Genomic DNA, 13,532 nt, shown 5'->3' with positions numbered 1-13,532 from the left:
GGCGCAGCCCGATCGAGGGGCGGATGTCGCGGCGCGAGGCCGCGGCATCCGCCCCTCGTCTCGTCAGACGTGCGGAGGACCGCTCAGGCCGCGCGCGGGACCGCTCAGACTGCGCGCAGGACCGCGACGACCTTGCCCAGCACCTCGGCGTGGTCGCCGAGGATCGGCTCGAACGCCGAGTTGCGGGGGAGCAGCCACGTGTGCCCGTCGCGCTGGCGGAGCACCTTGACGGTCGCCTCGCCGTCGAGCATGGCGGCGACGATCTCGCCGTTCTCGGCCGTGGGCTGCGAGCGCACCACGACCCAGTCGCCGTCGCAGATCGCCGCGTCGACCATCGAGTCGCCGACGACCTTCAGGATGAACAGCTCGCCCTTGCCGACGAGCTGGCGGGGGAGCGGGAAGACCTCTTCGACCTGCTGCTCGGCCGTGATCGGCACGCCGGCCGCGATGCGGCCCACGAGGGGCACCATCGCGGCGTCGCCGACCGGTGCCGGCTCGACGTCGGACGGGCGCGGCTCGGTGCCCGGCACGTCGATGAGCACCTCGAGCGCCCGCGGCCGGTTCGGGTCGCGCCGGAGATAGCCCGCGAGCTCGAGCTGGTTGAGCTGGTGCGTGACGCTCGAGAGCGAGGAGAGCCCGACCGCGTCGCCGATCTCGCGCATGCTCGGCGGGTAGCCGCGATCGGCCACCGAGCGGCGGATCACGTCGAGGATGGCGAGCTGCTTGGCGCTGAGCGTCTTGCGTCGACGGGACCGGCCGCCCGCGCCGCGTGCCTGGTCGATGTCGATGCTCACGGTGTCGCCTCTCGTCTCGGCCTCCGTCGGCCCGGATCGTGATGTCGGTGGTCGGTGCTGGACTGTCCCCGACATTCGAAACTGTATCCGCCTCGTACGCGCACGACAAACATCCGTTCGAGTGTGTCGCGGAAAACGACCGGTGATTCCCACCCGCCGGTCCTTGCAGCTTCGATTGTTCGAAGATATATTCGGAACACAGCTTCGCATCCGGCCCTCCCGGCCGAGGGCCGGATGCGGGGCTGTCGGGGAGGTGCGAGATGACTGCAGTGCTGATGGGAACCACGGTGGCACGGCCCGCGATGCCAGGCGGCGTCGTCCCGTCCGGTCGCACACGCCTCCGCCTCACGCGCCGTGGCCGTCTGGTCTTCACCGCGCTGGCGGCGCTGCCGATCGTGGTGGGCGTGCTGATCGGCTCGCTCGCGTCGGGCGGAGCGGTCGCCGGCATCGACGACGGCGCGGGTCCCGCGGTCTTCGACACCGTGGTGGTCGGGGCGGGCGACACCCTGTGGGGCATCGCCGAATCCCTCGCGCCCACGGCCGACCCGCGCGACGTGATCCACGAGATCATGCAGCTCAACGGGCTTCGCGAGCCGGTGGTGCAGCCGGGCCAGCGCCTCGCGCTGCCGGTCGTCGAGTAGCGGCGATCGGCGACTGGGCCGCCGGTGGGCACGGTCGTCGAGGTGGTTGGGGCGACGGGAGCCGAAACGTCGCTTCGCCCGCCGATACCATTGATCGGTGACGAGTCTCGACGACCTTCCCATCCGCGACGACCTTCGCGGCAAGTCTCCCTACGGCGCACCGCAGAAGGTCGTGCCCGTCGCACTGAACGTCAACGAGAACACGCATCCGATCCCCGAGGATGTCGCGCACGACATCGTCGCACGGGTCGCGGCGGCGATCATCGGGCTCAACCGCTACCCCGACCGCGAGTTCACCGACCTCCGGGTCGCGCTCGCACGGTACCTCGGCCACGGGCTGGAACCGTCACGGCTGTGGGCGGCGAACGGGTCGAACGAGGTGCTCCAGCACATCCTCCAGGCCTTCGGGGGCCCCGGCCGACGCGCGCTGGGCTTCGCGCCCACCTACTCGATGTACGGCCTGCTCGCCTCGGGCACCGGCACCGAGTGGGTCACCGCCGAGCGCGACGCCGACTTCGAGCTCTCGCCCGAGACCGCCGTCGACGCCGTCCTCCGCCACGATCCCGACATCGTGCTGCTGTGCGCCCCGAACAATCCCACCGGCACCCCGTTGTCGCTCGAGACCGTCGCGGCGGTGGCCGATGCCGCCCGGGGTGTGGTCGTGGTCGACGAGGCGTATTTCGAGTTCGCCGATCCGGGCACTCCGAGCGCGCTCACGCTGCTCGCGGGCCGGCCGCGGCTGCTCGTCTCCCGGACCATGAGCAAGGCGTTCGCATTCGCCGGCGCTCGCGTCGGCTACCTCGCCGCCGACCCGGCGGTCATCGACGCGCTCCGGCTCGTGCGGTTGCCCTATCACCTGTCGGCGCTCACGCAGGCCGCCGCGCTCGGCGCCCTGGCCCACTCCGACGAGATGCTCGCGATGGTCGACGAGATCCGTTCGCAGCGCGACCGGATCGTCCGCGAACTCGACGGGCTCGGCTACCGGCCCTATCGCAGCGGCGCCAACTTCGTGCTCTTCGGCGGCGTCGACGACCCGCACGCCGTCTTCGAGGCGCTGCTCGAGCGCGGCATCCTCATCCGCGAGATCGGCCTGCCCGGATGCCTGCGCGTCACCGCCGGCACCGAGGCCGAGACCACCGCGTTCCTCGAGGCGATGGCGGCGTTCACCCCTGCCCGCGTCGCCGCCCGCTGATCACCCTCACGACCACCCTGAATAGGATGACCGCATGACCACCGATCGCCCCGCGCGAACCGCGCGCGTGCAGCGCGAGACCAGCGAGTCGAGCATCGACCTCTCTCTCGACCTCGACGGCACGGGCACGAGCGACATCGAGACGAGCGTGCCCTTCTACGACCACCTCCTCACGGCGTTCGCGAAGCACTCGCTCACCGACCTCACCGTGCGCGCGAAGGGCGACATCGAGATCGACGTGCACCACACGGTCGAAGACGTCGGCATCGTGCTCGGCACCGCCATCCGCCAGGCGCTCGGCGACAAGCGCGGCATCTCCCGGTACGGCGACGCGCTCGTCCCCCTCGACGAGGCCCTCGCGCGAGCCGTCGTCGACATCTCGGGTCGTCCCTACCTCGTGCACGCGGGCGAACCGGCGGGGTTCGAGTTCCACCTCATCGGAGGGCACTTCACGGGTTCCATGGTGCAACACGTCTTCGAGGCCATCACGTTCAACGCCGCGCTCACCGTGCACGTCGACGTGGTCCGCGGGCGAGACCCGCACCACATCGCCGAGGCCGAGTTCAAGGCGTTCGCGCGCGCGTTCCGGCAGGCCAAGGCGTACGACCCGCTCGTGACGGGCATCCCGTCGACCAAGGGGGCTCTGTGAGCGCCGTGCGCCGCGTCGCCGTGCTCGACTACGGTTCGGGCAACGTGCACTCGGCCGCGAAGGCGCTCGAGCATGCCGGGGCCGAGGTCGAGCTCACGTCCGATCGCGCCGTGGCGATGGAGGCCGACGGCCTCGTCGTGCCGGGTGTCGGGGCGTTCGCGGCGGTGATGAGCCAGCTCCGCGCCGTCCGCGGCGACGAGCTGGTCGACCGCCGGCTCGCCGGAGGACGTCCGGTGCTCGGCATCTGCGTCGGCATGCAGGTCATGTTCGAGCACGGCGTCGAGCGGGGCGTCGACACCGAGGGCCTCGGCGAATGGCCCGGCGTGGTCCGAGAGCTGCCCTCCGACGTGCTGCCGCACATGGGCTGGAACACCGTCGAACCCGACCCGGGCTCCGTCCTCTTCGAGGGCATCGAGGACGAGCGGTTCTACTTCGTGCACTCCTACGCGGCGCAGGAATGGCATCTCGACGTGATGCCGCCGTTCCCGCAGCCCGCGCTCACCTGGGCCGAGCACGGCGGCCGCTTCCTCGCCGCAGTCGAGAACGGCCCGCTGTCGGCGACTCAGTTCCACCCCGAGAAGTCGGCGGAGGCCGGCATCCGCCTGCTGTCCAACTGGATCCGCTCGCTCGGTTGACGCCGGCGGGCCCGGTCCGTCATGGGCGGCGCGGCGGGGCGCCGGGCGGACTAGGATGCTGTGACTGTGCCGAAGTCGCGATCTGCGCGGCATCCGATTCGAGGACAGTGATGAGTGAGTTCAACAAGACCCCCCGCCTGGTCCTGCTTCCCGCAGTCGACGTAGCGGGCGGCAAGGCGGTCCGCCTGACTCAGGGCGAGGCGGGCACCGAGACCAACTACGGCGACCCCGTCGACGCGGCGAGCGACTGGGCCGAGCAGGGCGCCGAGTGGATCCACCTCGTGGACCTCGACGCCGCGTTCGGACGCGGCTCGAACGCCGGTGTGCTCAAGAAGGTGATCCGCCAGGTCCGCGGCGTGAACGTCGAGCTCTCGGGCGGTATTCGCGACGACCGCTCGCTCGAGCACGCGCTCGAGATCGGCGCCAAGCGCATCAACCTCGGCACCGCCGCCCTCGAGAACCCCGAGTGGGCGGCCTCGGTCATCGCCCAGTACGGCGAGGCGATCGCGATCGGCCTCGACGTGCGCGGCCACACGCTCGCCGCGCGCGGCTGGACCAAGGACGGCGGCGACCTCTGGCAGGTCATGGACCGACTCGAGGAGGCCGGCGCCGCGCGCTACGTGGTCACCGACGTCACCAAGGACGGCACGCTCCAGGGCCCGAACCTCGAGCTGCTGAGCCAGATCATGGAGCGCACGCGGCGCCCCGTCGTCGCGTCGGGCGGCGTCTCGAGCCTCGACGACATCGCGGCCCTGCGCCAGCTCGTGCCGCAGGGCCTCGAGGGCGCGATCATCGGCAAGGCCCTCTACGCGGGTGCGTTCACGCTGCCCGAGGCGCTGGATGTCGCATCCCACTGATCCCGGCGCGGACTCGGCCGGCCGCCCGTGGGCCGGCCGATCGTTCCAGGCCAACCCGCACGCCGCCGATGACGGACGCATGCCCGAGGAGCTCGGCGCGGCGCTGGCGCGGTTCCGCTCGGGAGACGGCGGGCAGGCCGACGTCGTCGCGGCCTTCGGCCGGGCGCGACTGCTGATCCCGCTGCTCGCGGAACTCGGCGACGGCGGGTCGGAGACGGGCGCCCACGGCCACGCGGTCGACAAGAGCCAGGAGCTCTCGATCGTGACGGTCGAAGGTCCCGACGGACGCCGCGTGCTGCCGGTGTTCGGATCCGTCGCGGCGATGTCGCGCTGGAACGCGACCGCGCGGCCGGTGCCCGCTGACGGCGTGCGCGTCGCGCTCGCGGCGGCCGACGACGACACCGAGCTCGTGGTGCTCGATCCGGGCTCCGAGACCGAGTTCGTGCTCAGGCGGCCCGCGGTGTGGTCGGTGGCGCAGCAGCTTCCGTGGCGACCGCCGTTCGAGGCCGAGGCCGTGCGCGAGGCGTTCGACCGGTCGATCGCGGGGGAGCTGGCCGTGCTCGGCATCGACCTCGACGCCGGCGACCCCGATGCGCGCCTCGCGGGCCCTGAGCTCGTCGTTCGGGTCCGGCTCGTCGCCGGGCTCACGCGCGCCGAGCTCGACGCCATGACCACGCGGCTCGCTCGCCGCTGGTCCGAGGAGGATGCGATCGCGACCGGCGTCGATTCGCTCGCCGTGCGACTGGTCGCCGACGTGCCGCCCGCATCGTCGACCTGAGCCGTCGTAGGCTTCTGGCATGACCGACGCATCCGGGGGGAATGCCGGCTCACGACCCGCGTCGAGCGAGCTCGACGGCGATGAGGAGGTTCCGCCCCCGCCCGAACGGCCGGCGCTCTCCGACCGACGGCGCCCGCCCGTGCGGAAGCCGGTGCCGCCGCCGTGGCCGCTGCGGACGGCGCGCGTGCTCTGGCTCGTGAGCTTCATCGCGAGCGCCGCGGCGATCCTGGTCGCCTTCCTGGCGCGCGAGGCCATCGAGGTCGAACTCGAGGAGACGCTGCTCCGCGTCGCGCCGAACTACGACGCGACCTCGATCGGTTCGCTCGTCGACGTGATCTACTGGTCGTCCGTCGCCGCGCTCGGCGTGGTCGTCGCAGCCGAGGCCGTGCTGCTAGCGTTCCTGTTCAATCGCCGCGGCGGGGCGCGCTGGCTGCAGGTGCCGGTGCTCGTCCTCCACGTGGCCGCGGCGCTCGCCGGCATCGCCTTCCTCGCGGTGGCCGAGTTCGGCGTGATCGTCGAGGTCCTGATCATCGCCGGGCTGCTCTTCGCGGTGCTCGGCTGGTTCTTCCCGCTCCTCCCCTCCGCGCACCGCTGGTTCCGCGGCGCGCGCCAGCCGCAGTCGTCGACGCCCGACTGACTCGGGCCCGGCGGCGACCACGAGCGCCTCGCACGTCCGCGTCACGACGTCGCACGCCTCGGCGGCGGCGCGGTCGAGCAACGGGCTGCCGGCGAGCGCCCGCCATCTCCGCAGCGCGTCGGTCGCGGCCCGATGGAGGTCCTCCGAGGGCGTCTCCTCGGCCAGGCCGAGTCGCGCGGGAAGATCGGTGCCCGAACCGCCGATGAGTCGTTCGGCCTCCTCCGACCGATCCCGCGGCAGGCCGATGCCCGTCGTGCGCGCAGCCGCGAGCACCGCGAGCTCGCGCAGCTCGTGCGCATTCGCCTCCAACCGCTCGATGGCGCTCGTGATGAGCGTCGCGGCCGGCAACGGGTGCTCCGCGAGGAGGGCCCTGAGCGCCGTGAGCGCGGAACTCGACTTCAGCACGTCCGCGCGTGAGCGGAACTGCCCGCCGACCAGGTGGACGAGGTCGTCGAGGCCGGAGCGCCGGTACAGCTCGTCCGCGAGCGCCGACGCGTCGTCGTATCCGGCCCTGATGGAGACGGTCGACATGCGGATGCCGAACATGCCGAACCGGTCGAGCAGTCGCCGGCGCATCTCGGAGGGGACGTCCACCGGCGCCTCGGCGCGAACGAAGCGGTCGACGGAGACCAGCATCCGCTCCCGAGCATCGCGGCGGAGCGAGGCGAGCCGGCGGAGCGCCTCGAACTCGCTCTCGCGGAGGGTTCGCGCGGACTGGGCGAGCAGTCCGGCGATGGGAACGACGTCGAGCGCCAGCGAGCGGAGGGTGCCGTCGGTGCGGTACCGCTCCGCGATGCCCCGAGCGGACAGGAGGGCGTCGATCCGCCCGGCGCCGATCTCATCGGCACGAGAGAGCACCGCGATCGCGTTGACCGTGCGCGAGCGCGTCACCGCCGGATCGTGGAACGCCGAGAGGAAGCCGAGATCGGCCGAGTGCATGTGGCGCGTGAGGTAGATGATCGCGTCGGCCGAGGAGGCGGATGCCTCCGGCGCGAGGAACGCCGCGGACCGCGCTGAGATCTCCGCCGACAGCGACCCGATTCCGGGCGTGTCGATCAGCGTGACATCCTCGAGTCGCCTCGACGGCCACTCGACCACGATGCGCTCGACCTGCTCGGGCGTCGCGGGCTCGAGGTCGATCTGAAGGCGACCGTCGAGGCGGCGCACCGGCAGCGACTGGGACTGCCCGTCACGGAGGTGCATCGTGATGCTCGGCGTCCGGGCGAAGCGGTACCACGTGATCACCCGCGTGCATTCGCCGGCGTCGGTGGGCGCGATCTCCTCGCCGATGATGGCGTTGAGCAGGGTCGACTTCCCGGCCTTGACCATGCCCGCGATCGCGACGCGGAGCGGCTCGCCGAGCCGCTCGCGCTGCTCGCGGATGCGCGCGAGCGCCTCGGCGTCGCCGCGGTAGTGGTCGGCCGCGACCTCGAGGAGGTCGCGCGTCTGCTCGAGCAGGCGAGCGCTCACGCGGGGCCGGCCCCGATCGCGGGCGTGGCGGACGCACCGGGCGTGGTCGCGTCGGGCGCTGTCGCGACGCCGTCGATCGCGCGCGCCCGGGTCGACAGCGCCTCGACCTTCTGCAGGTCGCGCCGCAGCTGCTGGACGCGTTGATCGCGCTCGCTGGCGAACATGTTCGCCGCCTTCTGCGCCGCGATCACCGAGTCGGCCAGCGACCGGTGGTGCTCGTCGGCGATCGCCGTGAAGTGGTCGCGCGTGACGCGCTGGACCAGCCTGAGCCGGTCGCGCAGCTGCTTGCCGACCTGGAAGATGATCTCGTCGACCTGGCGTCGGATGAGTCCCTTCGCCTCGTTGCGCCGGCGCTGCAGGCGGTTCTCCTGGTCCTCCTTGTACGCCTTCCGGCCGATGACCGCGCCCGCGGCGAGCGAGAGCGGGTTGATGATCGACATCCCGACGATGCCCGTGATGATGCCCACCATGAGCACGCCGCCGTACGACCCGCGCAGGCCGATGTAGAACTTCTGCATCGCGCCGAGGCGGCCCGAGTCGAGCTCGGACATGTCGTCGACCGAGTCGAGGACCTCCCGGGTGTCGTCGACGTGGATCTGGGGCAGCGCCACCTCCTCCTCGGTGAAGTGGCGGGCGACCTTCGCCGAGAGCCACTGGGCGCGCTCCTGGGTCCACACGAACGTGTCGGTCACGGCGGAGGAGACCCGCTGCTCGAACCATTCGACGAGCTCGTCCCAGACGGGCCCCGGGTCGCCCTCGTCGATCGCGTCCTCGGCCTCGCGCTGGATGGTGCGCAGGCGGTCGCGCAGGTCGTGCTCCATGTCGGCGATGAGGTCGGTCGCCCCGTCGTTCAGGGTGATCTGCCAGCGCGACGAGTTGCGGCGGAGCTCGTCGGCGCGGGCCTTCGTGGCCTCGAGCCGAGCGACGATCTCGGGCGTCCGCTCTGGGCTGAGCAGGGCGTCGAGCTCGGAGTCGATCGCGAGCCGGAGGTGCTCCGTGGTCGAGATGAGGTCGGCCGCCGCGGATCGGCGCTGCAGGAGCTCGGCCTGCCCGACGACATCCTTCCGCAGGTACGAGATGAGCGTCGCGAAGCCCGACTCGGTGTTCAGCTCGTGGTCGGACGCCTCGATCGCGGCCAACCGGAGGTTGGAGGAGACGGGGAACACCGGGATGTCCGGATCGATCGCCTGGAGGTGGCCACGGTCGAGCTCCTCGACGCGGCGCCACTGCGGGTACAGGTCGATCTTCGAGAGCACGCACGCGACGTTCGGCGAGATGCGCATCGCGTGGCGGAGGAACTGGATCTCGGGCTCCGTGTACTCCTGCGACGCATCGGACACGAACAGCATCGCGTGCGCCGACGGCAGGGTCGCGAGCGTGGTCAGCGCGTGCGCGGAGTTGAGGCCGCCCACGCCGGGGGAGTCGATCAGGGTGAGTCCGCTCTTGAGCAGCTTGCGGGGCAGCACGACCTCGGCGGCGGAGACATCCGAATCGGCGCCCCGCCCGCCGCGCTCCGACACGTACCTCGCGAGTTCGGCGATCGGCACCTCGGTGCGCTGCGATCGCCCGTCGGCCTCGAGCGTGCCGCCGATCGCCGAGGTCGACACGACGGATGCCGCGGCGCGCTCGCCGTACCGGACGGTGGTCGGCACCGCGGTGGCGATGTCGTCGTCGACGGGGCAGACCGGCGCGTTCACCAGGGCGTTGATCAGCTGGCTCTTGCCCTGCTTGAACTCGCCGACCACGATCACCCGGATGTTCGGATCCTGCAGCCGATCGCGCGTCTGCTCGAGCCGCCGGCGGAGGTCGGCGCGATCGCCGCTGCCGGCGAGCGCGATGCCCTGGTCGACCAGTCCGATGAGTTGCTGCACCTTTGCACCCCTCGTTGTCCGTTCTCAATACAAGCAGACGGCACGCGGATCCGGCCCGGTGCGGAGGACATCCGCGCCGGGCCGGACCGGTGCCGTGTGGGTGATCAGAGGGTGACGTCCTCGACCTCGACGTCCACGTCGACGTTGTCGCCGGGGCCCTGCTCGGTCTGGTTGTCGTTGAACGAGTCCTCGACCGCGACGTCGGTGAGGTCGCCGGGACCCGTCTCGACGTTGTTGTCGTTGAACGAGTCCTCGACCTCGACCTCGGTCGAGTTGTCCTGGAAGGAGTCCTCGATCTCGACCTCGATGGAGTTGTCCGTCGAGTTGTCGGTCGAGTTGTCCTGGAAGGAGTCCTCGATCTCGACGTTGGTCGAGTTGTCGGTCGAGTTGTCCACCGAGTTGTCCTCGTTGAAGGAGTCCTCGATGTCGACGTCGATCTCGGTCTCGTCGTTGTAGGAGTCCTCGTTGAAGGAGTCCTCGATGTCGACGTCGATCTCGGTCTCCTCGTTGAAGGAGTCCTCGATCTCGACCGAGTTGTCCGTCGAGTTGTCCGAGTTGTCGTTGAACGAGTCGTCGATGATCGTGGTGGTGGAGTTGTCGGAGTTGTCGTTGAACGAGTCCTCGATCTCGACCTCGGTCTCCTGGTTGAACGAGTCCTCGATGTCGACCTCGATGTCGGTGTTGTAGGCCTCGACGGCCGCACCCGTGCTCGCCGCGACCGCGCCGTCGCCGGACGCCGTGGTCACGTTGTTCTCGACGTTGTTCTCGACGGCGACGATGCTGTCCTCGGCCCAGATGTTCGTGTTCACCGAGGAATCGTTGACCACGTCGCGGTCGTCGATGTACGAGTAGTTGTTGACCACGTTGAGCAGCTTCTGGACCGCGACGTCGTAGTCGCCGTGCTTGTCGCCGCCGCCGTGGTGGCCGCCGCCCCAGCCGCCGCCACCGCCGGAGCCGCCACCACCGTGGTGGCCGCCGCCGCCGCCCCAGCCGCCGCCGCCACCGGAGCCGCCGCCCCAGCCGCCGCCACCGCCGGCCGAGCCGGCGCTGTTGATCGTGTTGCCGCCGGTGTCGTACTCGCGGTTCGCGACCGGCGCGAAGTCGAGGGCGACCGGCAGGACCGCGTCGACGTCGGCCGCGCAGATGCCGTTGAGCCCGGCGTTCGTGAGCGCCGTGTCAGGGTCCGCCGCGAAGTCCGCGCTCGCCTGCGGGTTGCGCAGCAAGCCCATCAGGAAGTCGAGCAGCGCCGTCGTGATGTTCGCCATGATGTGTTCTCCTCTTCGGTGAGGTCTCGATGGCCGACATCCGCGTCGGCCCCCCGCAACCCAGCGTGGCCGTTGCGCCGTCCCACGGCATCGGGGGCGGGCCCCCTCCGTGATCCCGGGGATTAGGGGATGTCGTGCTCGCCGCGCGTCGGGGTGCGGGGATCGTCGGTGTCGGACGGTCCATGCGTCCCGCGCTCGTCGGTCGCGGCCTCGTCGAGGGCGATCCGGAGCCTCGCGAGGAGGTCGGACCGCGTCGACGCCCCGAGGCGGCGACGCATGCGCGCGATGTGGTGCTCGGCGGTACGGGGCGAGATGAAGATCGCCTGGCCGATCTCGGCATAGGTCTTGCCCTCGAGCACCAACCGTGCGACCTCGCGTTCGCGCGCGCTCAGCCGTCCCCCGCCTCCCGCGCGCTCGGCACCGGTCGCGCCGTCGCCGCGATCGGCGGTGGCCGGGGCCGACGGCGGCTCCTCGGGGTGCAGGCTCCTGGCGAGGGCGAGCAGGTCGAGCGTGTCGCGGTGGTCGGTCGCGCGTCCGGCCGCATGCCCGGCGAGGCGCGCGGCGTCCCACGGGTATCCCGCCGCGACGAGGTCGCGCACCGCCCGCTCGACCTCCGGCACGGTGACCTCACCCGCCAATGCCGCCGCCCACGTGCGGCCGGCGCTCGCGAGCCGGCTCGCCGTGCGGTCGCCGCGTGCGGCGTCGAGGAGCGCCGCATTCCGTTCCACCGCATCGGGGTCGTTGCGCAGCAGTGCCGCCTCGAGCTCGGTCCACCGCAAGGGGGTGGTCCACGATGGGGGGTGGCCGATGCGTCCGAGGAGATCCCACGCCGCGGCGAGGTGGGTCTGCACGAGCGGCGCCTCGCCGAGCCTCGCGGCGGCCACGGCGAGCTCGCCGAGCACCGGCAGGGTGGTCAGGTCGACCTGCATGGCCGCGATCGCGGGGCGTGCGGCGTTCCACGCGCGCATGAGCACGGGGATCTCCCCCTGGTGCCGGGCGAGCCCGACGCGGACGGCGTAGGCGAGCAGCTCGTCCCTGAGGCCGAGCGGATGCCTGGCGGCCTCCTCCTCGGCGGCGTCGAGGTGTGCTCGCGCCCGCGCAGGCCGGTCGGCGCGGAGCGCCACGAGGGCGCGCATGAGCAGCAGCCGGGCGCGGTAGGCCGGACCACCCTGGCCGGCGGTGATCCCCGCGGCGAGCGCGTCGTCCGCGATGCCGAGCTCCCCGGCGTTCATCGCAACGATGGCGGCGTAGACGGCGGGCAGGTCGGGGAGCGGGATGAGTTCGGTCGATTCCGACATCACGGTGGTGGCGCGCAGCAGGGCGGCGAGCGCCCGGTCGCCCTCGCCCTCGATCGAGAGCAGGAGGCCTTCGGCGGCGAGGTCGGTCGCGACGTGCGAGGACGTCGGATAGGGGTCCCCAGGGGTGTCGGCACGGAGCGCGCGGGCCCGGTCGAGCTCGCCGACGGCGGCCAGGCACGTCACGGCGAGCGGCCCGAGCCCGCAGTGGTCGTCGGCGAGCCTCGCGTACGCGTCGGCGCTGCGCGAGAGCAGTCCCTGGCGGGCCCAGAGGGCCGCGGCCACGGCGACCGCCCGGCAGAGGTCGGTGCCTCCCGCTCGGGCGAGCATCCGGTCCACGAGCCGTTCGGCGGTCCGGACGTCGCCGCCGGCCCAGGCCGCCATGGCACGCGGCGCGTCCATCGCGGCCTCCTCGGCTCCCGCGTCGATGGCCAGCGAGTACAGGCGCCAGGCGGCCCTCGGATCCGCGGCGAGCACGGAGTCCGCTCGGGACTCCAGCGCGGCGGCGATGCGCACGTCACGGAATCCCTGTCGGGCGAGGGCGACGGCGGCGTCGTCGAGCGGCAGGCCGGCCGTCTGGAGCGCGTCGACGAGCTCGCGCCGGAGCGACCAGGCCTCGTCGGGCGGGGCCGTCCGCAGGATGGCCTCGCGGATCAGCGGGGACAGGGTGCCGTCGGGCGCGGTGAGTCCGCTCGACCGGGCGGCGCCCATGAGGGCGCGCGTGCCGTCGTGGGCGAACCGCGACGTCAGCGCGAGCGCCGGCGCGGAGGTCCCGAAGCCCACGGCGAGCGCGAGCAGGAACTCACGTGCCGCGGGCTCGAGCGCATCGCACTCGTCGGCGACGTAGGCGAGCACGGCCTCGGGGACGTCCGCCGTCGAGTCCGGCTCCCACGCGTCGTCGCGGACGGCGGTGAGCACGAGGTCGACGAGACGCGGGTTGCCGCGGGTCTGCTCGAGCACGCGGGCGATGTCGACGCCCGCGGCCCGGGCGCCGAGGAGCGTCGCGGCGCGTGCGCGCACGTCGCCCTCCGACATCGGGTGCAGCGTCACGAGCGCGGGTCGCCGCCCGGACTGCTCGAGTGCGTCGACGACCGGGACGGCGGGCGCCGGCCGGTACGCGATCACGATGTGCGGCCCGGGCTCCGCCACGACGTCGTCGAGGGCCGCCAGCTCGCCCCGTGCGAGATGGTGAGCGTCGTCGACGAGGAGCACGAGCCGGTCGCGCCCCACCGGGGGACCGGCCGAAGCATCCAGTCCGCGGACGACCTCGACGCCGCCCGCCCGAAGCTCGTCGGCCATGCGCTCGAGCAGCGTCGACTTGCCCGAGCCGCCCGGCCCGGTGACGCCCGCGATCACGCGGTCGGAGCCGTCGAGGATCAGGCGGACGAGATCGGCGCCGTCCGGCCAGCCCACGATGGCGGACGGCCCGGGTCCGTCCGTGCGTCGCG

At 72.2% G+C, this 13,532-nt stretch carries 11 protein-coding genes; 6 read left to right on the top strand and 5 right to left on the bottom strand.

The features are described 5' to 3' along the window. Positions 1 to 104: 104 nt before the first annotated feature. Positions 105 to 782, bottom strand: coding sequence for a transcriptional repressor LexA (lexA, locus tag ACZ4TW_RS00200; RefSeq protein ID WP_465540224.1), 678 nt, complete (start codon positions 780 to 782; stop codon positions 105 to 107). Between the two features lie 272 nt (positions 783 to 1,054). On the opposite strand from lexA, the gene ACZ4TW_RS00195 reads away from it, so the two are divergent. From ACZ4TW_RS00195 to ACZ4TW_RS00170, 6 genes are all read left to right on the top strand, one after another. After that, positions 1,055 to 1,435, top strand: coding sequence for a LysM peptidoglycan-binding domain-containing protein (locus tag ACZ4TW_RS00195; protein ID WP_465538994.1), 381 nt, complete (start codon positions 1,055 to 1,057; stop codon positions 1,433 to 1,435). Between the two features lie 97 nt (positions 1,436 to 1,532). Continuing rightward, positions 1,533 to 2,627 carry a histidinol-phosphate transaminase gene (locus ACZ4TW_RS00190; RefSeq protein ID WP_465538992.1) on the top strand — a complete coding sequence of 365 codons (1,095 nt, stop codon included), beginning with the start codon at positions 1,533 to 1,535 and terminating at the stop codon, positions 2,625 to 2,627. A gap of 34 nt (positions 2,628 to 2,661) precedes the next feature. After that, complete coding sequence (gene hisB, locus ACZ4TW_RS00185) at positions 2,662 to 3,276, top strand: imidazoleglycerol-phosphate dehydratase HisB (protein ID WP_465538990.1); 615 nt, start codon at positions 2,662 to 2,664, stop codon at positions 3,274 to 3,276. Then, positions 3,273 to 3,911, top strand: a complete 639-nt coding sequence (gene hisH, locus ACZ4TW_RS00180) for an imidazole glycerol phosphate synthase subunit HisH (RefSeq protein WP_465538988.1) — start codon at positions 3,273 to 3,275, stop codon at positions 3,909 to 3,911. The genes hisB and hisH overlap by 4 nt, the downstream gene beginning before the upstream one ends. Positions 3,912 to 4,021: 110 nt before the next feature. Further along, positions 4,022 to 4,768 carry a bifunctional 1-(5-phosphoribosyl)-5-((5-phosphoribosylamino)methylideneamino)imidazole-4-carboxamide isomerase/phosphoribosylanthranilate isomerase PriA gene (gene priA / locus ACZ4TW_RS00175; protein WP_465538986.1) on the top strand — a complete coding sequence of 249 codons (747 nt, stop codon included), beginning with the start codon at positions 4,022 to 4,024 and terminating at the stop codon, positions 4,766 to 4,768. After that, positions 4,752 to 5,546, top strand: coding sequence for an SseB family protein (locus tag ACZ4TW_RS00170; protein WP_465538984.1), 795 nt, complete (start codon positions 4,752 to 4,754; stop codon positions 5,544 to 5,546). The genes priA and ACZ4TW_RS00170 overlap by 17 nt, the downstream gene beginning before the upstream one ends. 391 nt (positions 5,547 to 5,937) lie before the next feature. Here the strand turns inward: ACZ4TW_RS00170 and ACZ4TW_RS00165 are convergent, their stop codons facing one another. From ACZ4TW_RS00165 to ACZ4TW_RS00150, 4 genes are all read right to left on the bottom strand, one after another. Then, on the bottom strand, positions 5,938 to 7,653 hold the full coding sequence (locus ACZ4TW_RS00165) for a dynamin family protein (RefSeq protein ID WP_465538983.1): 1,716 nt from the start codon (positions 7,651 to 7,653) through the stop codon (positions 5,938 to 5,940). Beyond that, positions 7,650 to 9,524, bottom strand: coding sequence for a dynamin family protein (locus ACZ4TW_RS00160; RefSeq protein WP_465538981.1), 1,875 nt, complete (start codon positions 9,522 to 9,524; stop codon positions 7,650 to 7,652). The genes ACZ4TW_RS00165 and ACZ4TW_RS00160 overlap by 4 nt, the downstream gene beginning before the upstream one ends. A gap of 104 nt (positions 9,525 to 9,628) precedes the next feature. Beyond that, a complete protein-coding gene (locus ACZ4TW_RS00155) occupies positions 9,629 to 10,789 on the bottom strand; it encodes an IniB N-terminal domain-containing protein (RefSeq protein ID WP_465538979.1) in 1,161 nt (386 codons plus the stop codon). 122 nt (positions 10,790 to 10,911) lie between these two features. Continuing rightward, positions 10,912 to 13,497, bottom strand: a complete 2,586-nt coding sequence (locus ACZ4TW_RS00150; RefSeq protein WP_465538978.1) for a LuxR C-terminal-related transcriptional regulator — start codon at positions 13,495 to 13,497, stop codon at positions 10,912 to 10,914. Positions 13,498 to 13,532: the final 35 nt, after the last annotated feature.

It is taken from the genome of Agromyces sp. NPDC029043, assembly GCF_055564615.1.
Note: the sequence above shows the minus strand (reverse complement) of the source record. Positions and strands in the feature narration are given on the sequence as shown.